The following is a 24,526-nucleotide window of genomic DNA, read 5'->3' on the forward strand; positions in this document are numbered from 1 at the left end:
CCTAGCATTCGGCAGCGTCCGTACATATTCCTGCTCCGGTCACTGTCTCCGGCTGCAAAAGCTCGCTGGCGACCGTCGGTCCCCCAAGTTTGGCGGCGCACAACTGCAGGTAGAGCGGAATTTCCTGAAAGTGGCCGCTGTGGGGAAGCACCCGTCGAAAATAGTGCTCCGCCAGCCGCCAATTCTCCTCCGCAACGGCAATCCGGCCGAGATGGTAATACCCGAGCGAACGAATATACGGATCACCGTCCTCGGTAAACGGCGCGGCCAATCGCTTGGCTGTCAGCGTGTCCCCCAGCCGCTCGTATGCGGTGATCAGTCCGGACTGGGCCAGCCGGTGATCCCGCTGGTTGCTTAGGATCGAGCGAAACGTCGCCAGCGCGTCGTCCACCCGGCCGTCAAACAGCAGCATCCAGCCGTAGCTGAAGGTAAAGTCGGGATTGTCCGGCGCTAGGCTGATCGCTTTTTTCATCAGGGTCAGCGCCCGCCGCGTGCCGGCGATTAACCAGGTGTTCCAGGCCAATCCGTGCCACGCCCACCCTTCGCGAGGAAATCGCTCTACCAAAAAGTGGTAGCACACCTGGGCGCGGTGATAGTTGCCCAACGATTCATAGAGGCTGGCCATCTCCCGCAGTGTCTCGCTGTCCAGCTTGCGCGTCGGCAGTTTCAGCAAGTCCGGAGGCAGCGGCTGCGCCGACTCGTCACGCGCCTGCAGGATGCGGGCCGCCCTCAACCAGAGCAATTGCGCTTCCCAGTCAGAATCCCCCTCGTGAAGCAGCGATTCGATCGTCTCCAGCGCCTCCTGCACATCGTCGTCCTGCAGGTAGCAGAGCGCCAGGTTAAACCGCGCCTCCCGCTGTTCCGGATGGTGTTCGAGCGCCGTCTTGAAGGCTTGTGCCGCCTCCAGCCACTGCCGTTCTTCCGCCAGCATGCAGCCGATCGCATTGTAGCTGATCGCCGCCACCACCGGCGATTGGGCTGAGCGGCTGAGCAGGCGGAATTCCCGGAGCGCTTCCTCTCTCGCCTCGGAAAACAACAGGCTGTAGGCGTAATACAGCCGACCGCTCTCCCAGTCCGGCGATTCCTTGAGCAGTTCGGCAAAGCACTGTCGGGCGTCCTGATAGAGGCGAAGCTGATAAAACCCTTCGCCTTTGCGGTACATGTGCTCAAAGGGACGACCGGCCACATCTGCCGGGAACGTTTCCAGGTTTACGGCGGCCGTGCTGCTGACATCGTCATGTTGTGTCCCCGACGATGCGTTGACGTCCGTAGTTTCCATCGCCGGCGCGGCTGCGCCCGGTTGACTTGCATCAGCAGACGGATACTCACCCTCCAATTGCGGGTATTCTCCCTCCAGCTGCTTGATATGGCGAATCGCAATGGACAGCTTTTCCTCAAACTGCAGCCACAGATCGACTACCCGATCACTCACCTGGCGCAGTTCAAACAACTCTTCGGCGAGCCGGAGCTTTTCATCCTGGGACGCCGTCGGCCACTTCCGTTCGATTGTCTCCGCTTTGGAACGCAGCGCAGAGAACCATTCTTCCAGCTTCATAAAAAAGCCACCCCCTTGTGGCGTGAGTAGTCTCATTGTCTCACAAGGCAGGTGGCTCTATGCAGGCCTACCGCTTCCGTCAATAGACGGTCGCGTGCACTTCCTCCGCCAGCAGTTGGGCAATTTTGTTGTTTTCGTCCATAATGGCCACGCGCGGCTTGTGGGTGCGAGCTTCTTCGTCCGACATCATCGCGTAGGAAATGATGATGACGATGTCGCCCGGCTGCACCAGGCGGGCGGCGGCTCCGTTCAGGCAGATTACCCCGCTGCCCGGCTCCCCTTCTATCACGTAGGTTTCCAGGCGCGCGCCGTTGTTGTTGTTGACGACTTGCACCTTTTCGTTCGGCAGGATGTCCAGCGCATCGAGGATTTCCTTGTCGATGGTGATGCTGCCGACGTAGTTCAGGTTGGCTTCCGTGACGGTGGCGCGGTGGATTTTTGCTTTCATCATCGTGCGAAACACGGCGGTCTCCTCCCTATTTTCTGTCGTGGTCGCTATACGGTTACGAGCATGTTGTCGATCAGGCGAGTGCGGCCGAACCGCACCGCCAGGGCGAATATCAGCTGCTGGCCGGGGCTGGCCGTGTCCACTGGCGTCAATCGCGGGTACGTCAGCACCTCGACGTAATCGATCTCGGCCAACGGCTCGGCCGTGATCATCTCCGCCATGCGCTGCTTGATCTCGTCAAGCGGAACGCCCTCTTTGAGCCACGCATCCGCCTGTTTGAGGCTGCGGTACAGGACGGTGGCCTGCTGCCGTTCCTCCGGGCTGAGATAGACGTTGCGCGAGCTCATCGCCAATCCGTCCGGTTCGCGCACGATCGGGCAGGGCACGATCTGCACCGGAACAGACAAATCCTCCACCATCTGGCTGATGACGGCTAGCTGCTGGGCGTCCTTTTGTCCAAAAAAGGCGGCATCCGGCTGGACGATCTGAAACAGCTTCAACACGACAGTCGCTACGCCGTCAAAGTGACCTGGACGGGATTGTCCGCACAGCGGCTCGGACACCTGCGCCACGGAGACGGTCGTCAACACCTGACGCGGGTACATTTCCTCCACGCTCGGGGTGAACAGGAGGTCAACTCCGGCAGACCGGGCCAGTTCACGGTCCCGTTCCAGATCGCGCGGATAGCGATCAAAATCCTCGTTGGGCCCAAATTGCAGCGGGTTGACAAAAATGCTCATCACGACAAAATCGCACGTCTCCCGCGCCTTCTTGACCAGGCTGAGGTGGCCGTCATGGAGATAGCCCATGGTGGGCACAAAGCCGATCCGTTTCCCCTGCCGGCGCGCTTCGCCGACCAAACGGCGCAGTTCGGCAATCGTGGGTACCTGCAGCATGCGTTCGATCATCACCGGTTCACTCCTTCTCCGTAGAGCTGTTTCACCGTTTCCTCCGCCGCGTGAAAGACGTGTTCGGGAGCCGGAAATCGGCGCTCCTTCACATCGGAGACGTACGCCGCCACTGCTTCGCGGATGATGGTCCCGGTATCGGCGTAACGCTTGGCGAACTTGGGCTTCCAATCTGACGACCCGTAGCCGACCAGATCGTGCAGGACCAGCACCTGGCCGTCACAGGAGGGACCGGCCCCGATGCCGATGACCGGAATCTCCAGCTTGTCCGCAATGACAGCAGCCACTTCCTGCGGCACACATTCCAGCACGAGCGCAAACACGCCCGCTTCCTCCAGCGCCAGCGCATCTTCCAGCAGACGGCGGGCCTGATGCAGCTCACGCCCCTGCACTTTGTAACCGCCCAATTGGTGAACGGCCTGCGGCGTCAGACCGATGTGCCCCATCACCGGAATACCGGCCTGCACACAGCGCGTGATGATTGGGGACAGCTCCCGGCCCCCCTCCATTTTTACCGCTTTGGCCAGCCCCTCCTGCAGGAGACGGCCCGCGTTTTTCACTGCTTCCTCCACCGTTCCGTGGTAGCTGAGAAACGGCATGTCGCTGACCACGAAGGCCCGCTTGACCGCCCTGGTCACAGCTTTGGTATGGTGCAGCATGTCGTCCATCGTGACCGGGATCGTCGAATCGTATCCCAGTACCACCATCCCGAGCGAATCTCCCACCAGGATCATGTCCGCTCCCGCTTCCTCCACCAGCTTGGCGGAAGGAAAATCGTACGCGGTGACCATGGTGATCGGTTGGCCGTCACGCTTTTTTTTACGCAAATCGGACGTGGTGACCGGCGCCAGGTTGTTTGTCATCTCTCCCACCTCTTTGTGCGCCCCACCCCGTGGACCCATCCGGAAATAAAAAACCCTCTCGCCGAAAAGGGAGAAGGGTGTCCATGCAAACATATGTCCATGGTCGCTGGATTCCTTCTGTCTCGGTCCACACAGGCTCTGAGCAGATTGTAGTCCATTACGATGTGTTGTTCATACATAAAAAATACTCCCGGTTTGAAGTGCCGTTCGCCGGACGATACGGCCTCCACCATAGGAGTATACCAGAAGACTTATTCGTTTGCACCATAATTGACGTCGGCGGAATACACTTTGTGCCGTGCACCCGCGGCGTCTTCGATAATCAGGACGCCTTCTTCGTCGAGACCAACTGCTCGTCCTTCCAGTTCGGAATGGATGGTTTTGACGGTCACCCACCGGCCGATCGTGTAGGAGCACGCTTCCCACTCCGTCTTGATCCGGTCAAAGCCGTGCCGCAAATAGTGGTCGTACTCCGCTTCAAAGATCCGGCAAAACTGCTGGATGAACCGCACCCGGTCGACAGTCGTCCCGCTCTCGATCGCAAGCGACGTGGCAATGTCCCTAAGCTCTTCGGGAAAATCGGCCGCGGCGGTGTTGGCGTTGATGCCGATGCCGATGACGAGGTAATTGACACGGTCCGCTTCCGCATTTAACTCCGTCAGCACGCCGCACACCTTTTTGCCCCCGATAAAAATGTCGTTGGGCCATTTGATCTTGACGTCCACGCCTGTCTCCTGCTGCATCGTCTTGGCCACAGCGACAGCTGTCAGCAGCGTCATCTGCGGTGTTTTCGGAATCGGAATCACGGGACGGACGATCATGCTCATCCAGATGCCCGTGCCCTTGGGCGAATGCCAGGCGCGTCCCAGGCGCCCTTTGCCGCCCGTCTGCTGCTCCGCGATCACCAGGGTCCCTTCCGGCATCCCTTTGGCTGCCGCTTCATGCGCCAACAGCTGGGTGGAGACTACCGTGTCGTAGGCCAACACGTGCTGGCCAATCCGCTTTGTGTCCAAGCCGGCGATGACCGCTTCGGCGGACAGGCGATCGGGGGCGGCCAGCAATCGGTAGCCCGCCTTGCGGACCGCTTCCACCTCGTAGCCTTCCTGACGCAGTTCCTCGATATGCTTCCACACGGCCGTCCGCGAGCAGCCGCAGGTCTGGCTCAGCTCCTCGCCGGAGATAAATCGGCCGGGATTGGCGTGAAACGCCTTTAGGATTTCCTGCTTAATGTTCATGACGCGCTACCTCTCTCCTTGCCTCTTCCACCAGTGCCTCCGGAGTGTTGGGCAGTCCGTGCAGCGCCGTCTGCTCCAACAGGTGCAAGAGCACGCGCTGAATCCATCCCCCCGGTTTTCGTTCCAGCGCCGCCTGCAGATCGCGACCGGTGACAGCCAGTTCGCGCAGCGACTTGACCGGCATCGACTCGTAGGCGGCAATCAGCGACCGGGAGGAGCGGCCGTCCTTCCGCTTCCACCAGCACGCCTGCAACAGGTTGTCCGTTTCCATGCAGACTTGCCACCCTGCCTGCAGCAGCAGTCGTCCCCACTCCACGTCGCGCGGCGCATCCCAATCCGGCCGCAGCGACGCCAGCAGCCCGACGAATTGGGCGATCGCTTCCACTTCCCGCTTGGACATCCGAAGCTGTCGACAGAGCGTGCGCGCCTCCTGCGGGTCAAACCGAGCGGCATACATCAGCAGGGCCCACTTTTGGTTGAGCGTACCCAGGTGTACCAGCCGCCACGCCTGCTCGTTCGACGTCCGGAACAGGCGATCGAGCAGCGGAGAAAAACCGGCCAAACCCGTCTGCACAATCAGGCCGATCCCCTTTTGCGGCGCCGCACTGTCGACGATCTTGTGCAGTTCGTCCCGAATTCGCTCTGCGGCGATATGCGACAAGAGCGGTGCCGTTTTCTCCATCGCCGCCAGGGTAACCGGCTCGATGGAAAAGTCAAGCTGCGCGGCAAACCGCACCGCCCTCAACAGCCGGAGGGCATCCTCGCAAAAGCGCCGCTCCGCGACCCCCACCGCCCGGATCAGCCGATCCCGCAGGTCGTCCCGCCCGCGAAACGGATCGCGCAAACGGTCGAACCGATCCATCGCCATCGCGTTGATGGTAAAATCGCGCCGCTCCAGGTCGAGCTGCAGGTCGGAGACGAAGCAGACCTCTGTGGGCCGGCGGTAGTCCTCGTACGTGCTTTCCACCCGGTACGTGGTCACTTCAAACATCTGGCCGTCAAGCCTGACAGAGACGGTGCCGTGCTGCAGGCCGGTAGGAAAGTGATCGGGAAACAGCCGCATAACGTCGCCGGGATGGGCATTCGTACATATATCTATATCGTGTACGGTTCTGCCGAGCAGCCAATCGCGGACGCACCCGCCGACGAAATAGGCTTCATAGCCGTTGTCCTCCAGTGTGCGCAGGATACGAACCGCCAGTTCCTTGAGCAACTCCTTCACCCCGTTTTTTCGTCCGCCCAGCAAAGGAGGCGTTTGTGTGAAAATCGTATATGGCCTGTTCATCATGATTTCCAAGCTGTTTCAGATGACGAAAAGCAGCCTGTACCGTCCGTGACCGTCATGACGATCCTGAGCCGATCAGCTGGCGGTACAGCGATTCGTACTGGGACGTGATCTTCTCGTGACAGAAGGTTTCACACGACCGCCGGATACTGTTGCGGGACAGGCGATGGAAAAGATCCGGGTCGGTCAACAGGCGCACGGTCCGTTCCGCCATGCCAGCCACGTCCCCGACCGGCAGGAGAAAGCCGCACTCGCCGTCCAGCACCACTTCCGGCAATCCGCCCGCATTGGTCGTCACGACCGGCACGCCGCAGGCCATGGCTTCCAGCGCTACCAGCCCGAAGCTCTCCTTTTCCGACGGGAGCAACATGATGTCGGCCATGGAAATGACCTCGGCCACATCCTCCTGTTTGCCGAGGAAATAGGTGTCCCCTTCCAGACCCAGTTCGGCCACCATGTTGCGTACCGAGGCCAGGTCAGGCCCCTCGCCAATCAGCATCAGCTTGACCGGAAGCTGCTCCCGTACCAGCCGAAAAACTTCGATCACGTCCGGCACCCGCTTGACCGGGCGAAAATTGGAAATGTGCATCAGGATTTTTTCGCCGTTGGGTGCGAACACGCGCTTCCACTCTCCCACCTCTTTGGGATAGTAGCGCCGTTTATCCACAAAATTGTAGACCGGGACGATCTCCTTGTCGACTTGCAGCAGGTCGTACGTCTGCCGGATCAAATCCTTGGAGACGGCGGTGACCAGGTCGCTTTGCTCGATCCCGAAGCGAATCATGCCGCTCAGGCTGGAGTCGTATCCCAGTACGGTAATGTCTGTTCCGTGCAGGGTGGTTACGATCTTGAGCTGTTCGCCCACCATCTGTTTGGCCAGATAGGCGCACAGTGCATGGGGAACAGCGTAATGGACGTGCAGTAGGTCCAGCTTTTCGTTTTGGGCCACCTGCGCCATCCGGTTGGCCAGCGTCAAGTCGTACGGAGGGTATTTGAAAACGTCGTAATGATTTACTTCCACTTCATGGTAAAAAATGTTGGGATGAAACGTTCCCAGGCGGAAAGGCATGCTGGATGTGATAAAGTGAACCTGATGGCCCCGCTCCGCCAGCAGTTTGCCCAATTCCGTGGCAACCACGCCCGATCCGCCCAACGAGGGGTAGCAGGTAATGCCAATCTTCATCGAGGTGTTCTCTCCTTCCTACAAGCTCGTCAGCACGTAAGGCGCAGCGCTGACAAACCCCTCCGCGTACTTGACGCCTGCCTGCTGCCCGAACAGACGTTCCCTGTATTCGACCAGTTCCAGATACCCGTTGTTGAGCGGCGTAGCGACGCTGCCTTCTTCTTTTTCAAACTGGCTGCGGTACGCACGCAGCACCTCCATTTTTTGCTCGTACACCGGCGTGACGTCCACGACCACATTCGGCGTCACCGTCGTGTTGATAAAATAGTACAGCAATTGGCTGGGGCGGTAGGCGGGCAGGGATTGTTTCGCCGTATACAGACGAATCCCGGCGGAAAAGACTGCTTCTCGGACGATCCGGCTGACGCTCTCGTGATCGGGGTGACGGTCCTGCCAGTAAGGCGCAAGCACCACGCTTGGCCGCGTCTGCCGGATCAGGTCGACGACCCGGCTGATCGCCTCGTCGCGCACCCGTTCCAGGCCGCGATCCGGCAAGCCAAAATTGTAGCGGACGGCAATTCCCAGCCGCTTGTCGGCCTCGGCCGCCTCCGCCTGCCGGCGCTCGACGGTGCCGTTGGACGAAAGCTCGGCGTAGGTCAGGTCAAGGATGCCGACGCGTTTGCCCTGCTTCACTGCCAGCAACAGACTGCCGGCCGCCCCGATCTCCACGTCATCGGGATGCGCTCCGATGGCGAGGATGTCAAGCTCGCTCATGCCTGCTCCTCCTCGCGCACGACCTCGCGCCAGCGCAATTCGCCCCGTTCCAGCGCTTTCAGCAGCACTTCTGCCGTGCCCATGTTGGTGGCAAACGGAATCTTGTGCACGTCGCACAGGCGAAGCAGTGCGATAATGTCCGGTTCATGCGGCTGAGCCGTCAACGGGTCACGCAAGAATATGATCAGATCCATCTCGTTGCGGGCAATCATCGCTCCGATTTGCTGATCTCCTCCCAGGGGGCCGGAGAGAAACCGCGTGACCTGCAGGGATGTTGCTTCCATGATCCGAAGTCCGGTCGTCCCTGTGGCGTACAATTCATGCTCGCGCAGGATGGACTCGTAAGCCATTGCCAATTGAACGATTTCTTCTTTTTTTCTGTCGTGTGCGATCAAAGCAATTCTCACGCAAACCTCTCCCTCGCTGAAAGTAGCGTTATCCCGCCTAATCCTAATCAATCAGGTGCTCCAGTCCATAGATCAGTTCGCTCAGGTTCACAACGGCCTTAATTGCCATGTTTACACCCGGCATGAACGACTCGCGGTTGATCGAGTCGTGACGGATCGAAAGTGTCTGGCCAGTTGCCCCGAACAGCACTTCCTGGTGAGCCACCAAGCCCGGCAACCGCACGCTGTGAATCCGGAACCCGTGGTATTCCGCGCCGCGCGCCCCCGGGATGCTCTCCGCTTCTTCCGGGTGACCCTGTTTGATTTCCTCACGAACAGCTGCGATCATCTCCGCCGTTTTCAGCGCCGTACCGCTGGGTGCGTCCAGCTTCCGGTCGTGGTGCAGCTCGATGATCTCCACGTGCGGCATGTATTTCGCTGCCATGGCGGCAAATTTCATCAGCAAAATGGCCCCGATCGCGAAGTTGGGCGCGATGATGCCGCCAAGCCCCGCCTCCCGGTATCTCGCCGTCAACTCCTGAAGCTGCGCCGGTGTCAGTCCGGTCGTCCCCACCACTGGCCGAATGCCGTGGGTAAGGCACAGTTCGAGGTGGCGGTAGACGCTGTGCGGCGTCGTAAAGTCAACGAGCACGTCGGGGCGCATTTCGTCCAGCTGCCGCTGAATCGCCTCATCATCCCCCCGCGTGTCCAGTGCTCCTGCGTACACCAACTCCTCATCCTGCTCCAGCATCTTGACCACTTCCTGGCCCATGCGGCCATGGGCCCCTGCTACTGCTACACGAATCAGTTTGTCCATTTCTAGTTCGTCTCCTCTACTCTGGTCCAGCGATCCTTATCGCGCGTGTTAAATTTGTGCATAATACGATCAAATGCCTCTTGCAAATCAATACCGAGCGAATTGGCGAAACACAGCACGATAAAAAAGACGTCGCCCAGTTCTTCCTCCACGGTTTTCTCCGCTTCGTCTTTTTTCTTCGGTTTTTCGCCGTAGTAGTGGTTGATCTCCCGCGCCAGTTCTCCCACCTCTTCCGTCATCCGGGCCATCATCGCCAGCGGGGAGAAATATCCTTCCTTAAATTGTGATATGTACTGGTCGACTTCCTGTTGGATTTCCTGCAAGGTCTTCCGCTGATTCATCAGGTCACTCCTCTGCCAGAGAATATTCGGTGACTTTATCGTACCTGAAAAGCCTGCGTTTGCCAAATCTCAATACGCTGGCTGGAAGGTTATGGACAAGCAAATCAACATTCCATTATAATGGCTGTCGAACCTACCAACAAGCCTTCAACCAACTATTCGCACGAAGCAGCCAGTCGGGCAGTCACACGCCTCGGCCGCATCCAACCATGCGAATGTCTGCCGCCGCAAGGTATCCCCCAGAGGACCCTCCCGCTGCCTCGGACAGAAGCCTTCGGACGCAGGATCACCGACAAGAAGGGAGAACGCTTATGAATCTGCGCCTCAAAAGCATCATCGCCATCATCGTCGGATCCGCCATCATGGGATTCGGCATCAACGCCTTCAACATTCCAAACAATCTGGCTGAGGGCGGCATTACCGGCATCAGTATTCTGATCAAGCTGTTGATCCCAAGTGTCGACCAGGGGATCGTCTTTTTCGTCCTGAACGTGCCGCTGTTCGTGATCGGGTGGAAAGTGCTGGGACGCACTGCTTTTGCCTATACGATTCTTGGCACAGTTGCCCTCTCCGTCTTTCTCTCTGTATTTGAGGGCGTGCTGCCCCTGCCAATGGACGATCGGCTGCTCGCCTCGCTGTACGCCGGCGTGGCAGTCGGGGTAGGCCTCGGTATCATTTTCCGCTACGGCGGCACCACGGGTGGTATCGACATCATCGCCCGCGTACTGCAAAAATACATGGGCATCAGCATGGGCCGTACGCTGTTTTTTGGCGACATGCTGGTGATTGCCGCGTCGCTGATCTATTTGAATCTCGAAAGCGCCATGTACACCCTGGTCGCCGTCTTCATCGCCGCCCGCGTCATCGACTTTTTTCAGGACGGCGCATACGCCGGAAAGGCGCTCACCATCATCTCCAATCACGCCGATGCAATCGCCAAACAGATCCTGGAGCTGGGGCGCGGTGTTACGCTGCTGGCAGGCAAAGGAGCGTTTTCCGGCGAGCAGAAACAGGTCGTGTACGTCGTGGTCAGCCGTAACGAAGTGATGCGTTACAAAAGCATCGTGCAGGAGATCGATCCCCATGCTTTCGTGATTGTCAATGACGTGCACGAGGTGCTCGGCGAAGGATTTACCCTGGATGAAAACAAGCAGCCCATTCATGAGTAATCGGACCAAAGCCCATACCCTGCAGCTGCCACGGGGACATGCATTTCGCCTGCTTCGCCGTATCCCCGAATCACCGTGAGTCGTTTGGCTGCAGGGTGTGCAGGCACTAGGGAAGCGAAGCCCTATGCTCCGAACATTTTTCTGGCCCGCCATATCCGCGCTACTACGCCCTGTGCATAAAGCAGGTGCACAGGGGCCTTCGACATGTCGATACCGTATTGGTCCCCCATCGTATTTTCCCGGATCACCGCCTCGGCTGCCTGCAGACGCCAAGGTTCATGGCAAATATCCCCGCCGTAAATCCGCTGCGTGCGGGGGCACAAACAGCAAAAACGATATCGCTCGGTCAGCCAATGCTCAATGCTGCCTGGTCTGGCCGTGAACGGTTCGGACGCAGGACGGTAGATCGCGCTGAACCGCTGCTCCCCCCCTTTCCGCTCACTTTGGAAATGGATCTCCGCTGCTGTCCGTTTGATTGACATCTTCGCGTGGAAGTACGGTAGGTGATAGGTCAATTTTGCCGCTCCGACGGCCAACTGATTGGACGCGTCCAATGACAAAAAGAATACCGCCGGTTTTCCACCTAAGATCACGTATGTGCGCACATTGATTTCCGGAAAGGGAACTGTTACGGGAACTGGAAGAAACCTGAGCCGAATCTCGCTCATTTCAAACGGAATCAGGCCAATCCACGCCATGCCGTCAAATGTATCTACTTCCAACGGAGGAGGAACAAACGGCTGAATCCTTTCAACCGGAACAGGCCAATGGGCAAACAGCAAATCTGCCCAGGTTTGCGAGATGATCCATGTGCCTTTCATGTCGCCCCCCTCCTCTCGCTGCTCGTGTCAAAACGTCTCGAACAGACTCAGCACACTTGGACGCTCCCGGTTTGCCTCTAACTCCTCAGCAGTATCATCTCCCATCGACAACGCCATATCGTCTGGTTCCGCCTCTTCTGACGATGAGCCGGGTACGATCTCATATGGGTGAGTGACCAACCGCACCTTCGTAACCGTGCTCGTCCATTCGTCAAGCGCTACCAGATCGTCTGCGTTCACGTCCCTCAAGGAGGTCTTACCCAGCGCACGAATGGCGACTTTCATCTCTTCCACAAACGAAACCAAAAAATTCTCCAAGGAATGCGCGGCCTTCTCTATGTCAAACGCCTTCTTTTGGCTGCCCGTGTAATAGGCAAGCTGCGTGGGCGGCTCCCACGGAATGGCTTTGGTCACCTGCTCATGGGTCATGGCCCACAACAAGGCTGTCCCCATGAACACGGCATCCGCTCCCAAGGCGAGTGCTTTCAAACATTGGCCGGGCGTAGAAATTCCCCCACCGATCAGGAGGCTGATCCTGTCTTTGACTCCCCGCTTTTTCAGGTAGTGAACTGCGCGAGACAAGGCGAAAATCGTCGGCAGGCCAAAGTCGTCTTCCAAAATCGGCGGCCCCCCTTTTGTGCCGGCCTGTCCGCCGTCCAGACTGATAAAATCCACTCCGGCCTGAATGGCTACTTCCAGGTCGGCTTCCAACTTTCCGCTGGCACACATCTTGACACCAATGGGGACGCCTTGCGTTACAGAGCGCAGTCTGTCGACCAAAAGCTTCAGATCCTGCGGTTTGACAATTTCCGCGTGACGGGAAGGGATGATGAGGCCCTCACCGTCCGGAACCTGCAGAAGTTCACGGGCCCGTCCATCTATATACTTGGACGGGATTCTGCTCGCGGCACCTGCTGTTGCCCCCTGACCAATATGAATCTCGATCGCATCTGCCTGCTGAAGAGTCTCCGGCTCTTTGGCCCAGTGCCCGGAATTGTACTGCAAGATGTAATGGGCGGCATGTGCTCGCTCTTCGGGCAGCAGAGGTCCTTCACCAGAGTTCGTCGCGGTTCCGACCGCTGCCGTTCCTTTGGCGATCGCAATTTTTACGTTTTCGGACACCCCGATGCCGTAACCCATTGCGCCGGCCATCACGGGGATTTTCAGGATGAGCGGACGTTGGGCAAGCGGGCCAATGGTCGTCATCATATCGACGGGCGCATCTTCCGGTGCGGGCAGTGTGGCAAGCTGAGCAGGAGAAAAAATCAGACCGTCAAAATCCAGAAACTTGCGCGGACTGCCAAACGGTCGCTCAATTACGCCGCCGCTGGATGCGCGAAGACTGTTTTCCACGACGATTCGGGGGCTGGTTCTGGTAAGCGCCGACACCATCTCCCAAATGTTTTCCGGGTAACGGTCAGCCATCAGCCGTTTCGTGAAGCGCCCGACTCCCCATTTGATCAAAGGGCGGGCAAACAGGAAGGCGATCAGCCCCGCACAGAGAATGGCCAGAAATGCCCCGGCGAACGCTCCGGCGAGATAGGAAAGCCACGTGTTGGTCATGACAACCTCCTAGCCCTTTTTTCATCCCTCATTATTTCGATCTTGCACGCAGCCTATGCGTCTGTCGCATAAAAGCACCGGTTGGAAACAAACGCAGCCACTCATTTGCTGGTATACACGTTTCCCCGTCTTATCCAGTTCCCCAATGCAGCCACATCCGTCATCAACGACTGCCGTACGTACCCGATATCCAAAATAGCAAAGAGCATCTACGCACATGGTAGATGCTCTTTTCACACCATCAGGTAGGGTTCATCTGCCCCCGGTATTTTTTCCAGGCCACATATGCCAGTGTCAGCACCACGGCTGCAACAATCGCCACAAACATCGGAAACGGCGAGGCCGGCCGCATCAACTGGGCGATGGTGCTCTGATCCTTTCCAATGAACGCTGCCTGCATCGTGACGTTCAAATCGCGCAGGGCGTTCCGAACCATCTGCCACTCGATCCGGTCGCGGCGCAGCTCTTTGGAGATGAGATCGTACGCAGCGTCGATCTGCCTGATCTGCTCTTCCCTTAAATGGACGCTCATCGCCGGTTTGATCGCCAGATACAAGCGGGTGTTTTCGTCGAATTGTTGGCGAAACTGGTCATAATTCCGCTCCACTGCCGACTCCATCAGATTTTGCATCTGGGTCGCATAGGATACGTAGTAGCTTCGCCACATTGGCTGATGATCATGGGTAAGCGCGTCGATGGCGATCCGCACGCGGGTCGCGTGCCACAGCAGTTGATCGCTCGTGCTGGACTTGGCAAAGCTGTTTTTCGCCGCCAAAATTGATTGCGTCACAGCGTTCAAACTGTCTATCCGCAGGGAGACGGGCAGGCGTTGCTGGGGAAAGCGCTCCGCCAGCTGCCGGATCTTCTCCTGTGCCGCCTCCAGCTCCCCTCTTTTCGTATGGGTTAACAACTCTTGCGCTATGTGATCCAACGCGGCCAACTGTTGTTCTTCGGCCGGACGGTCAAGCTTGTTGAGCAATGTATGGATGGGCCAGGACAGGAACAGCCCGATGATCAGGAAGAACAGCAGAAACCGGATGTTTTTTCTCAATGCAAAAACCCTCCTTCCCCTAGTAAAGACTATGGAAAGGAGGACAAGATTAGACCTTGATTCTGTTGAACCGCGTGAAGGTAAACCAGATCACTGCGATGGAAATCAGGCTGAGCAGAACCGTGCAAAGGCCGACGAATCCCTCGTACTGATCCAGCACGGCAGGCAGCCACGGATGGATGTCCATGACGTAATCGAGGAAATCGTTATTCAACGTCCACAGTGCAGCGATTCCCACCGGCAGCCAGCTCAGCTTGAAAAAGCGGGCATACAGCACCGATTCGACGGCCATGCCTGCGTGGGAGATCAACAACATGATATCTGTCCCGCTCACCTCGTCACCCAACAGCCATCCGGCCACGATGATGCCTACTGCCCAGACGCCGTATTTAAAATTGGTGATGCCGGCCAGAGATTCCAGCACCGGTATGTGCCGTCCCATCAGGTAGGTAAACAGCACGATGGTAAATAGTCCGCTCCCCGTGGGACTGTCCGGTACAAACGGGCGCAAATACCCCGGGGTAGCTGCCAGTTGATCGCTGTACCAGACAAAGCCGTAAATGGTTCCCAGCAAGTTGACGACGAACAGGGTCCAGAGAAACCACCTTTTCCCCAAAGACTGCCGGAACCACATCCATAACCAGTTCATGAACATCGTCTCCCACTATGTAGGCCGTTAAAGAAAAAGCTGACCGAACGTCAGTCAGCTTTTCTTGCATGGGCTTATTTCAACGTAGCCATGTACTCAGCCAATTTCTGGATTGCTTCTTCATCCTGAATCAGGCCGCCCGGCATTGCCGGCGGTATCCCGTTCTTGATGATTTCGGCAATCTGGTTCGCGTCATACTTGCTTCCGATCTTCTGCAGATTGGGCCCCATGCCGCCTTCCATGTTCTTGCCATGGCAGCCCATGCAGCCCGTTTGAGCAGTCCACAGTGCATCGGCCTTGAAGCTCGGATCAGCCGGAGCCGGAGCAGCTGCGTTGGAGCCGCCTCCGCTGCCGCTGCCGCCGTGATTGGACCCGTGGTTCAGGGTGTGCTCATGGTCTGCTGCCCACGTCAGGTAGAAAATCGACACCAGCGCCGTCATCATCAGACCGGTTGCCACCGGACGGAGGGACGGACGGCGTTCTTTGCTGGTATCCAGCCACGGAGCCAGCAGCAGCGCACCAAAGGCAATACCCGGAATGATGACCGTACCCAGGACTACCCAGTCACCTGCCGCCCACGGATACTTGAGCATTTGATACAGAAACAGGAAGTACCAGTCCGGCAGCGGAATGAACGACGTGTCGTTCGGGTTTGCCTTGTCGGTCAGCGGCGACGGGTGAGAGACAGTCAACACCAGAAACCCGACCAGACAGACGGCTGCCACCATCCACTCTTTCAGCAGGAAGTTCGGCCAGAACGGCTCCGTTTTTCCCGGAAAGTCGGAGTACGACGGGGCAATGTTTGGAATGCGCTTCGCCGGTATCCGGGAGTCTCCGACGAAGGTAGCATCTTTTTCGTGTTTCGCCATGCTATTTCCTCCTTATAATCGAAGACTCATCATAGTGGACCCGAGATACCTTGCGCGCGAATCATGATAAAGTGTGCTCCCAACAGACCCAAGAGGGCACCCGGCAGGAAGAACACGTGAATCGCGAAGAAGCGGGACAGGGTTTGTGCCCCTACGATTTCGCCGCCGGTCAGCAGGGTTTTGACGTACGGACCGATTAACGGCACGGAGTTCGCGATCTCCAGACCTACCTTGGTCGCGAAGTACGCTGTGTTGTCCCAAGGCAGCAGGTAACCGGTGAAACCGAGGCCGAGCATGACGAAGAAAATCAACACGCCCACTACCCAGTTCAATTCACGCGGTTTTTTGTACGCACCGGTAAAGAACACACGCAGCGTGTGCAGAAACATCATGACAATGACCAGGCTGGCCCCCCAGTGGTGCATGCCGCGCACGATTACCCCGAATGCCACTTCGTTCTGCAGGTATTTGACCGATTCATACGCATTGATAATGTCCGGTACATAGTACATGGTCAGGAACATACCAGACAGGATTTGAATGACTGTAATAAAGAACGTAAGGCCACCAAAGCAATACACAAACGCGGAAAAATGGTGTGCCGGGTTTACGTGCTCTGGGACTTCGTGGTCGGCCAAATCGCGCCACATCGGGGTGATGTTCAGGCGCTCATCAACCCAGTCATACATTTTTTGCAACATCTTAGCCACTCACCCCCGGACGAGGATTTGGTTTCAGTTTGCCCAAATAGAGCTTGCCGTCCTTCACTTCCGTCTCGTATACATCGAGGGATGCTGTCGGCGGAGTTCCCAAAATGTGCGCACCTTCCTTGTCATAACGACCCAGGTGGCACGGACAGAAATACTGGTTGGGATGATTCGGGTCAGTGTTCCAGTCCACTGTACAGCCCAAGTGCTTACAGATCGGGGACAGTGCGAGAATCTCGCCCTTCTCATTCTTGGTCACCCACGCAGCCAACGTCGACTCGGACTCATACCACCCGTCCTTGGTATGTACCTTGAAATCCACACGCTTCGGCTCTGGACCGAACTCGTCCACGCTGCCGACAGCCACTTTATCTGTACCCGCACTGCTTTGCAGCAAGGGGTCGACTGCAAAACGAAGCATTGGTGTGATTATTCCTGCAGCGAGGAATCCGCCTGTTCCCATGAGTGCGTAGTTGAGGAACGTACGTCTGGAAATTTCCCGTTTGTCGCCCATGTCTTTTTCCCTCCTTACTCTGTAGAATAGCGCAACTTTGGCGATTTCCATACATATACACTAGGTCAATCCCAATCATAGCTAAACGCCTATAGAGATGTCAAGAATATCCGGGGGACGGGCCCGGCCCCAACCTCGTCTGATTGAGAGATTGTTGCCATTTTGTCAAATATGGCAACTCTCCCCTGATTGATATAGTATTTCCTGAAATATTTCCGCTTATTGACGGCCGCCGTGCTGCCAGTGACGAATAATTTCCCGGCTGAGGACATCGATCGTTACCTCAAAGCGGAGTGCCGATTCCAGGTCTTCATCTCCCACTGTCAGCCTCAAGCGACTGCCTTCACCCTCGTGTGCATCCAGCCGATCCCCGCTGAACTGCAGCAGGACGTAGTGGGCAAACCCGGCCGGCAGCCGTTGGGCAAGCGGCTCGTCACCGATCTGGTAACAGAGCGGGAACATCAGCACCCGTCCCTTCAAACGCTGTTCGATTGAAGCGGCCACCTGCACCAGATAACTCATCCGCTGCACGTGCTCCTTCACCGGCTTCTCCGGTCGGTACAAATAAAGAGGGAGCAGCGCGGTGTCCACATAGGTCCGCAGCTCCTCCCAATTTTCCAGTTCTTGAACATTCCACTGCATCAGGCGTCTCCTCTTTCCATTACTATCTGAAATTAAGCGTACCATGAACAGGAGGAGACAGGCAATCCACCATCAGCTGCCCAACGTTACGATTGTTCGTAGGCCATGATCTGGCGCAGTTCGTCGGTCAGACGCATAAACCGCTCCTTGTTTTTCATCGCCAGCGCTTCGTCGATCTCCTTGTACAGGGTGCGCTTACGATACAGACGCACTTGCTCGTCAATCACCATTTCCGACAACAGCCCCGACACCAATTGGTTATTCGTCCCGTACACATTGGAATTGGAATAAAAATTTGGCCACTCCATGATACATCCCTCACTTCAATAAAATAGTCGATTCGGCAAAGCCATTGTATTTGCGAAGCCATGTCTGGCTGGCATACGTCCCGGCGTACAGCCACTGACCGCTTTCATCCTGTCCGACCCGGAGCAGCCCCAGATGGACCATCATTTTCAGGACGCGGTTGGTCAGAATGTTGACTGGGTCATCGTAGTAAAACGGCCTGATCCAGGGTAGCAGCCGGTCCGAAAGTGCGTCTTGGCTGACCCAGCCTCCCGCTCCCAGCAGGGGAATCAGTTGGACAAGCATCGGCAGATTGGGGACCGCCCGCTTGTACAGCCGCATCCAGAAGCGGATCAGATCGTGGTGCAGTTGATCGTCATACGGCTGTTTCAACCGTTCTTCTCCCGCTTCCGTAAGCATTACCTGCCCCGGCATCTCTTCGATCCATTTCTGGTAGTAGCAGTAGTCGTAAAGCAGCGAGAACCGGTCCGGGTACAGGTCGAAGTGAAGTCCGTAGCCAAAACGCCATTTCTGCGGCGTGAGCGGCTCTTCCTTGATGTGCAGAAACTGAAACAACTGCTGCTGGTACCGCTTGTACATGGCACCGTCCGCAGTCAGCGGAACAGGCTCCTGCTGCAGGAATTGTAAAAATTGCATGATATCGTCACAGAGTGCGGTTCCTTCGTCGCGATAGGCCGTCGGTTCCGCTGCTGTAACAGTAACCCGCCATTTGTCCAGCCACGCCTGCAGGTACGGTTCCCGCATGTCCAGGGGAATCTGGTACTGGCCGCCCGCCCTGCTTTTTGCCGGGAAGATCCAGCCGCGCCGCATTGCGTCGGCGATAAATTTGCGCGCGTTTTCAGCCTTACGTTCCTTGTGTGCATCCAGTGCCAAGCCGGCCTTGGCCATCAGGTCTTCGAGCGACATCAACGTGCGCTTGTCGAGAAAGAGCAGGAGGAAAAAATGGGCTTCTTCCAGCGAAAGCCGCTCCACTTCCCGGGTGATGGTCTCCCGGTATCGTAAATTGGCAAGAAGTGACGTGATCAGTTCATTCTTGGAGTGAGGGTTGCATTCACAGCCGTAGTAATCGGCGATTTGATGGAGCTGCCGGATGTCGGTGTACACCAAGATCTCAGCCAAGTTCATCTGAGCATCCCTACTTTGCAAGGGTTTTTCTTACCCACCATTCTTGCCAAATTACGGCAAAATAAACAGGAAGCCGCCAGTGCAGCTTCCTGCCAGAGCCGTTTGTTATTCGTCGTCTACATTCCATTCGTCGTGCAGCTTTTGGTATTCCTTGGCTTCTTCGTAGCGGCCCGCTTGCGTCAACAGGGCGATCAGGCGGCGAATGTGGTCCAGGTCAAACCCGGACAGTGCCACGTATTGCTTGAGCGCATCGATCGCCTTTTCCGTTCGGCCGAGCGAGAGGTAGATGTCAGCCGCAAGCGGATAGGCGGCGACGTATTCCTCATCGATCGCCTGCAGGCTGGACACCAGCTCCGCCGCTTCCTCCAGCCTGCCGAGGTGAAACGCCATCAGCGCGCAGCCGTACAGCACTTCCTCCGAGCGCTCCAGGGCCAGCGCCTGGTGATACACCTGATACGCCTGTTCAAACTGTCCGCTTTGGGCGAGTGAGCGTCCCTTGGCCAAAAGCAGCGGCAAGCTCTCCGCTCCTGCCTGCTCCAGCAGTTTCATTGCCTCCGCATCGCGTCCCACGCGGAAATACATGTCGCCCAGTGCGGCGAGGATGTCGGGATCGTCCGGCTCCTTCTGACGGGCCTGTTCCAGGTACTTGACCGCTACTTCGTCGAGGTCCTGCATGGCGTACAGATCTGCCAGCAGCAGATCCAGCCGGATGTGTTCCATCCCCGATTCCTTCAATTCGTACAACAGGTGCTGCGCGGTCTCAAAATCACTCAGATCCAGCGCAATTTCCGCCATCATCATCTGGCATTCTTGCCGCTGCGCCGCCTGTAACCCGGGATGTTCCTGCAGTATGTTGGAGAGCAGACTGGAAGCCTGTTCGAGATGGCCAAGGCGGTACCACACTTCCGCCAGGTACATCATGACCTCCGGCAAATCCTTGCCGTGCTCCTGTACCTTTTGCAGCGCTTTGAGCCCCAGTTCCACCTCGTCGTTTTCAATCCGTTTGATTGCTTCGTCTATGACGTACAGCCATTTGTCTGTCATCGTCCTCACCTCGTATGTATGGTTGCTCTCGTCATGTAAAAGAGCTGCAAAAGACCGTCCGAAGACGGTCTTTTTCCGTATGTTCCTTCTATTAAATCATATACCATTATGCCCGTGTCAACCAACTCATGGAGAGGACGGTGACCAAGATGCCAAACACGCTCAGCACGATCCCGTAGTTGGGTTGGGTTGGGTCAGTCGGCGAATGCACACTGTTGAACGGTACGATCGAGGCCGTCTCCCTGACCAGCGGCTTTTCGTCAGATACCAGCGGCTGCGGTTCCACGACGTAGGTGCCGTCCTCCGTCTGGATGGAGGATGTGATGACTTGCGCCTTTTTCCCCATCGCTACCACTTCTCCGTCAATCATCAAGGAGTTGGCCTGCTCGGTACTGCTCGTATTGACGTACAACGTAAACGAGCAGAGCATCAGCAGGATAATGGCGGCACACGCGCCAACGCGTCGCATCCGGGCCGTCACGGTAAACACTTTTTTCCCAATCGGAATCGCCCACTTCTCTTCCGAAAGAATTCGGGCCATTACGGCATCGACAATCGATTTGGAAGGCGTGACAGCATGGTACCGTTCCCTGTCCGCTTTCATCCAATCGCCGCTGTCTTTCCACAACGCGAAATCGGCACTGCAGGCACGGCAGTTCGTCAAGTGATTGTCAATCCGCCGGCGCGTCAATTCGGACAGCAGGCCGTCGGCGTAATCAGGCATCAATTCCTGTACTTCTTCACATCTCATCATCGATTCATCCCTTCAGCTTCATCCAAATGAGGGTCCAGGATGTAGGCTTCCAACTGTGCTCTAATGCTCTGCCGCGCCCGAAACAACAGGGATTTTACCGAACTCACCGTCAAGTCTAGAATGGTGGCGATCTCGTTGTAATCCATCTGCTCGTATTCCCTCAGGATCAAGGCTGAACGCTGCTTTTCCGGCAGGTTGTTGATTGCCTGTCTGACCAGGTGCTCCCGTTCGTTTCGCAGCAGGACCTGCTCCGGCAGGCGATCGTACGACGCAAGCGGAACTTGCGGATTATCCTCAAGGTATACGTCCGAATTCCGGCTTTTGCGCAGCTCGCTCAGCACGGTATTGCGGGCTATGGTGTAGAGCCACGTAGAAAAGGTCGCTTCTACATCGCGGAACGAGTGAATGCTTTTATATGCCTTGTAAAACGTATCCTGACAGATATCCTCCGCCATGTGCTCCAGATGAGCCTGGCGAAGCAAGTGAGTAACAAATGCAAGAATCTTTTTTTCGTATCGCCGGATCAGTTCGGCATAGCATTCCAGGTTGCCTTCTTTAATTTCACGGATAAGCTGGGAATCGGTCATGTGCAGGAATACCTCCTATTGCAATTCCGATCCCTCAGCGGCCTTTGTTACATTAGACTGCTGGGGATGTAAAAAGTTGCGCTGCCCGGGCAATTCTTTTGCCTCACCCGAGGCTGGCATCCACTGCGAAAAAACCCCAGATGTTGGGGCTATATGACATAATTATACGGCTTGATATCGAGGAGGCATCGTCCCATTCCTATTGTCGAAGCATAACACTGGTTACGGTACAACCACTTTCCATTTGACATGACAGATGTTGGCAGAAAAAATTCACTCAGGTTGAGAATAGTGGAAAGAGCAAAATTTGTCAACCAGTGTTCTTTTTTCAGGAAAAGAATGTCAGCATCAGCACCAGGCATGATGCGGCCCTTACGCGGATACAGACCAGCGGCCTTGGCAGCGTTTGTCGAAGCGACGCGAACAAGCAGGCACAAGAGCGATTCGGGGTCATAGTCTGTGTGTCGCAAGTCGACCTGCACCTCGTCCAGCGCAGCTACGACCGGCAGCGAACGGAACCAGTGGCCGACGAGCTGACGCAGCGCCCGTTCACATTGCTCGCCGCGAAGACGGAAGACGTGGTAGTACGGGTCGCAGTCCTTCACGTCAAGCGCGGGATCTCCCTCCACCCACGTGCGGATTTTCCAATGGCGGCACAGGGAAAGCCACTGCCGATGCAGACGGAGACGCTCCTCATGATGTAATTTCGCTTCCTTCGGCACCCGCAACTGCAGCATCACCTTGTATGACGTAAGAAGGGGTGAAATCGTTTCCCAATCTATGCGAAAAAGTTCTTCGGGTCGGTGCACGACGACCCGCAGCAACCGGTATCCTTCGCCGCACCACCTGCGGACCGTCTTGCCGTTCAGCCACGAAGCCGGCAGTTCCACCAGCAACGTGTAATCGATCAGATTGTTAAAGTGCATCGCCGTCTGGTAGCGCACCTGCGAATGATCCATCCACGCTTCCGGCTGGAGCGTGTCCACCAGACAGGTATATCCCTGCCGGATGAGCAGACGGATTGCATCAAGGTACTCGGGCAGCCGCCTGGTCCGCCCGTGCGGCCGTTCCGGCATGGCGACAAAGCCTGGCAGCAGGTACATCCCGGATGCGTCGATCTCGTGAGGACGTGCCTTTCCCATCACAGCTTTTGGCAAGCTGTCTTTGGCGATCCGGCGGATAATCCCACGGGAAATCCAGACGTCTGCTTCGATGATTCCGTATGACGTCACGACGTTTCCTCCACGTATCACAACCTCTTCCTGCCCCACAGCTCGTCCCTCCCCCCGCCATCCGGCGGCTTGTTTCAGTACGATCTTATGCGCAGAAAGTGAAAAAAGAACAAAAAAAGACCGCCGTTAATGTAAGCGCATTCAAAACGGCGGTAGCACTATTCGTGCAACAATATATTGGATAGGAGTGGAGAGAAACCATACTGTACCTTTATTATAGCGTAAGGTAAGCTCTTGTCAAATCTTTTTTTTCAAGTTTCGTTTTATATTGGTCACTGGCACGAAGCAGCAAACAGCGCGATCGCGATGAAAAAACCCGCGCTCGGCGGGTTTCTCTCGCTTGGTTCTGGACGCTCTAGTTTGCTTACCGTATGCTGATGCGCGCCAACAGGTCGGCAAAGCCGGGGAAAGAGACGTTGATCGCCGCGTCATTTGCGATCACCGTTTCGCCCTCCGCCGCCAGACCGGCGATCGCCATCGCCATGCCGATGCGGTGGTCGCCCATGCTGTCGATCGCTGCTCCGGTCAGCGGCGTCGCCCCCTCCACGATCAAACCATCCGGTGTGGGCGTTACGCTCGCCCCAAACTTGGACAGTTGGCTGGCTACGGTCGCGATCCGGTCCGTCTCTTTTACACGCAGTTCTTCGGCGTCGCGAATCACCGTACGACCGTTGGCCCGCGTGGCCATCACAGCGATGACGGGGATTTCATCGATCAGGCGCGGAATGATTTCACCGCCGATCTCGATGCCGCGCAGCTCGGAATGGGTGACGAGCAGGTCGGCTACCGGCTCTTCGTTGACGATCCGTTCGTTTTGCAGCTCGATACGGCCGCCCATGGCGCGGACCACATCGATAATCCCCGTGCGGCTGGGGTTGACGCCCACGTTTTCGATCAAGAGGGAACTGCCGGGCACCATCATCACGGCTGCGATCAAAAACGCCGCTGACGAGATGTCGCCTGGCACGCGGATCGCCCTGCCCGTCAAGGTTTGTCCACCTTCGACGGATACGGTCAGACCGTCGCGGACCACCTTCACGCCAAACGCCTGCAGCATGCGTTCCGTATGGTCGCGGGAGAGCTGCGGCTCTGTCACACTGGTGACGCCTTTGGCCTGCAGACCGGCCAGAAGAATCGCCGATTTTACCTGGGCACTGGCAACCGGCGACTGGTACGAGATGCCTTGCAGGCCGCCGCCGCGGATGGACAGCGGAGTGTATTCGCCGTCTTTGCGGCCGTCAATTTTGGCCCCCATCTGACGCAGCGGTCCGATGACGCGCCGCATCGGCCGCTTGGCAATCGACTCGTCCCCCTCCATGACGGCGTGAAACGGCTGCGTTGCCAAAATCCCCGCCATGAGCCGTATGGTCGTGCCGGAGTTGCCCACGTCCAGGTGCTGCGACGGTTCCTCCAGTCCGTACCAGCCTTTGCCGTAAACAGTAACACGATCTCCGGCCTGTTCGATCTTCACGCCCATCCTGCGGAAGCAGTCGATGGTGCTCAGGCAGTCAGCCCCCGGCAGAAAGCCTTCGATCGTGGTGGTTCCTTCCGCCAGTGCGCCAAACATGACGGCACGGTGCGAGATTGACTTGTCCCCGGGCACCCGGACTGTCCCTTCTATCCGTTTTACTGGTTGTACGCGAAGCACAGTTCCACTCCCCTTTTTCTCTGTTACGTCTATTACGTCTATCGGTGCAAAAAGTTGTTGACAGTCGCGCGTCAAAGCGTCTACGCCCCAAAGCACGAAGGTACGCCCAC

General features: G+C 57.0%; 27 protein-coding genes. 1 reads left to right on the forward strand and 26 read right to left on the reverse strand.

From position 1 onward, the window contains the following. Position 1: 1 nt before the first annotated feature. From KDN35_RS02555 to KDN35_RS02605, 11 genes are all read right to left on the reverse strand, one after another. Entirely contained in the window at positions 2-1,555 is a 1,554-nt protein-coding gene (locus KDN35_RS02555; RefSeq protein ID WP_212132000.1) for a tetratricopeptide repeat protein, read from the reverse strand. 79 nt (positions 1,556-1,634) lie between these two features. Then, positions 1,635-2,018: an aspartate 1-decarboxylase gene (gene panD / locus KDN35_RS02560; protein WP_171564944.1), complete on the reverse strand. Its 384-nt coding sequence runs from the start codon at positions 2,016-2,018 to the stop codon at positions 1,635-1,637. Between the two features lie 32 nt (positions 2,019-2,050). After that, positions 2,051-2,911 (reverse strand): pantoate--beta-alanine ligase, encoded by an 861-nt coding sequence (panC, locus tag KDN35_RS02565; protein WP_249178866.1) that lies wholly within the window; start codon positions 2,909-2,911, stop codon positions 2,051-2,053. Beyond that, the gene (gene panB / locus KDN35_RS02570; RefSeq protein ID WP_171564945.1) at positions 2,911-3,774 is read right to left on the reverse strand and encodes a 3-methyl-2-oxobutanoate hydroxymethyltransferase; all 864 of its coding nucleotides are present in this window, start codon (positions 3,772-3,774) and stop codon (positions 2,911-2,913) included. The genes panC and panB overlap by 1 nt, the downstream gene beginning before the upstream one ends. Positions 3,775-4,025: 251 nt before the next feature. After that, positions 4,026-5,009 carry a biotin--[acetyl-CoA-carboxylase] ligase gene (locus tag KDN35_RS02575; RefSeq protein ID WP_171564946.1) on the reverse strand — a complete coding sequence of 328 codons (984 nt, stop codon included), beginning with the start codon at positions 5,007-5,009 and terminating at the stop codon, positions 4,026-4,028. Next, a complete protein-coding gene (locus KDN35_RS02580; RefSeq protein WP_212132048.1) occupies positions 4,999-6,222 on the reverse strand; it encodes a CCA tRNA nucleotidyltransferase in 1,224 nt (407 codons plus the stop codon). The genes KDN35_RS02575 and KDN35_RS02580 overlap by 11 nt, the downstream gene beginning before the upstream one ends. Before the next feature lie 127 nt (positions 6,223-6,349). Continuing rightward, a complete protein-coding gene (bshA, locus tag KDN35_RS02585; protein WP_212132001.1) occupies positions 6,350-7,477 on the reverse strand; it encodes an N-acetyl-alpha-D-glucosaminyl L-malate synthase BshA in 1,128 nt (375 codons plus the stop codon). An 18-nt stretch (positions 7,478-7,495) separates the two neighbouring features. Next, positions 7,496-8,191 (reverse strand): bacillithiol biosynthesis deacetylase BshB1, encoded by a 696-nt coding sequence (bshB1, locus tag KDN35_RS02590; RefSeq protein ID WP_212132002.1) that lies wholly within the window; start codon positions 8,189-8,191, stop codon positions 7,496-7,498. After that, positions 8,188-8,598: a methylglyoxal synthase gene (locus KDN35_RS02595; protein ID WP_171564949.1), complete on the reverse strand. Its 411-nt coding sequence runs from the start codon at positions 8,596-8,598 to the stop codon at positions 8,188-8,190. Before KDN35_RS02595 ends, bshB1 begins: the two co-directional genes overlap by 4 nt. 43 nt (positions 8,599-8,641) lie before the next feature. Further along, positions 8,642-9,394 (reverse strand): 4-hydroxy-tetrahydrodipicolinate reductase, encoded by a 753-nt coding sequence (gene dapB, locus KDN35_RS02600; protein WP_212132003.1) that lies wholly within the window; start codon positions 9,392-9,394, stop codon positions 8,642-8,644. Between the two features lie 2 nt (positions 9,395-9,396). Beyond that, on the reverse strand, positions 9,397-9,735 hold the full coding sequence (locus KDN35_RS02605; RefSeq protein WP_171564951.1) for a nucleotide pyrophosphohydrolase: 339 nt from the start codon (positions 9,733-9,735) through the stop codon (positions 9,397-9,399). A 311-nt stretch (positions 9,736-10,046) separates the two neighbouring features. On the opposite strand from KDN35_RS02605, the gene KDN35_RS02610 reads away from it, so the two are divergent. Beyond that, positions 10,047-10,904, forward strand: coding sequence for a YitT family protein (locus KDN35_RS02610; RefSeq protein ID WP_171564952.1), 858 nt, complete (start codon positions 10,047-10,049; stop codon positions 10,902-10,904). 122 nt (positions 10,905-11,026) lie between these two features. On the opposite strand, the gene KDN35_RS02615 is transcribed toward KDN35_RS02610, so the two are convergent. From KDN35_RS02615 to aroA, 15 genes are all read right to left on the reverse strand, one after another. Continuing rightward, positions 11,027-11,725, reverse strand: a complete 699-nt coding sequence (locus KDN35_RS02615) for a YqjF family protein (RefSeq protein WP_171564953.1) — start codon at positions 11,723-11,725, stop codon at positions 11,027-11,029. A 27-nt stretch (positions 11,726-11,752) separates the two neighbouring features. Beyond that, positions 11,753-13,288 (reverse strand): FMN-binding glutamate synthase family protein, encoded by a 1,536-nt coding sequence (locus tag KDN35_RS02620; protein WP_212132004.1) that lies wholly within the window; start codon positions 13,286-13,288, stop codon positions 11,753-11,755. A 241-nt stretch (positions 13,289-13,529) separates the two neighbouring features. Next, a complete protein-coding gene (locus KDN35_RS02625) occupies positions 13,530-14,339 on the reverse strand; it encodes a sporulation protein YpjB (RefSeq protein ID WP_212132005.1) in 810 nt (269 codons plus the stop codon). A 49-nt stretch (positions 14,340-14,388) separates the two neighbouring features. Then, entirely contained in the window at positions 14,389-14,988 is a 600-nt protein-coding gene (locus tag KDN35_RS02630; RefSeq protein ID WP_212132006.1) for a DUF1405 domain-containing protein, read from the reverse strand. A gap of 74 nt (positions 14,989-15,062) precedes the next feature. Then, entirely contained in the window at positions 15,063-15,857 is a 795-nt protein-coding gene (locus tag KDN35_RS02635; protein ID WP_212132007.1) for a menaquinol-cytochrome c reductase cytochrome b/c subunit, read from the reverse strand. Positions 15,858-15,886: 29 nt separating this feature from the next. Further along, entirely contained in the window at positions 15,887-16,558 is a 672-nt protein-coding gene (gene qcrB / locus KDN35_RS02640) for a menaquinol-cytochrome c reductase cytochrome b subunit (protein WP_171564958.1), read from the reverse strand. Between the two features lies 1 nt (position 16,559). Further along, the gene (locus tag KDN35_RS02645; RefSeq protein ID WP_212132008.1) at positions 16,560-17,078 is read right to left on the reverse strand and encodes a Rieske (2Fe-2S) protein; all 519 of its coding nucleotides are present in this window, start codon (positions 17,076-17,078) and stop codon (positions 16,560-16,562) included. Positions 17,079-17,297: 219 nt separating this feature from the next. After that, positions 17,298-17,720, reverse strand: coding sequence for a DUF2487 family protein (locus tag KDN35_RS02650; protein WP_171564960.1), 423 nt, complete (start codon positions 17,718-17,720; stop codon positions 17,298-17,300). Between the two features lie 86 nt (positions 17,721-17,806). Next, positions 17,807-18,028: an IDEAL domain-containing protein gene (locus KDN35_RS02655; RefSeq protein ID WP_171564961.1), complete on the reverse strand. Its 222-nt coding sequence runs from the start codon at positions 18,026-18,028 to the stop codon at positions 17,807-17,809. Between the two features lie 10 nt (positions 18,029-18,038). After that, entirely contained in the window at positions 18,039-19,151 is a 1,113-nt protein-coding gene (locus tag KDN35_RS02660) for a hypothetical protein (RefSeq protein WP_171564962.1), read from the reverse strand. Positions 19,152-19,256: 105 nt separating this feature from the next. Then, entirely contained in the window at positions 19,257-20,195 is a 939-nt protein-coding gene (locus tag KDN35_RS02665; protein WP_212132009.1) for a tetratricopeptide repeat protein, read from the reverse strand. Between the two features lie 106 nt (positions 20,196-20,301). Further along, positions 20,302-20,949: an anti-sigma factor family protein gene (locus KDN35_RS02670; protein WP_212132010.1), complete on the reverse strand. Its 648-nt coding sequence runs from the start codon at positions 20,947-20,949 to the stop codon at positions 20,302-20,304. Continuing rightward, positions 20,946-21,536, reverse strand: a complete 591-nt coding sequence (locus KDN35_RS02675; protein WP_171564965.1) for an RNA polymerase sigma factor — start codon at positions 21,534-21,536, stop codon at positions 20,946-20,948. Before KDN35_RS02675 ends, KDN35_RS02670 begins: the two co-directional genes overlap by 4 nt. Positions 21,537-21,685: 149 nt before the next feature. Further along, positions 21,686-22,768, reverse strand: a complete 1,083-nt coding sequence (locus KDN35_RS20170; RefSeq protein ID WP_212132011.1) for an amidohydrolase family protein — start codon at positions 22,766-22,768, stop codon at positions 21,686-21,688. A 364-nt stretch (positions 22,769-23,132) separates the two neighbouring features. Continuing rightward, positions 23,133-24,416: a 3-phosphoshikimate 1-carboxyvinyltransferase gene (aroA, locus tag KDN35_RS02685; protein WP_212132012.1), complete on the reverse strand. Its 1,284-nt coding sequence runs from the start codon at positions 24,414-24,416 to the stop codon at positions 23,133-23,135. Positions 24,417-24,526: the final 110 nt, after the last annotated feature.

It is taken from the genome of Brevibacillus sp. NL20B1, assembly GCF_018195675.1.
Classification (GTDB): Bacteria; Bacillota; Bacilli; order Brevibacillales; family Brevibacillaceae; genus Brevibacillus; species Brevibacillus aydinogluensis.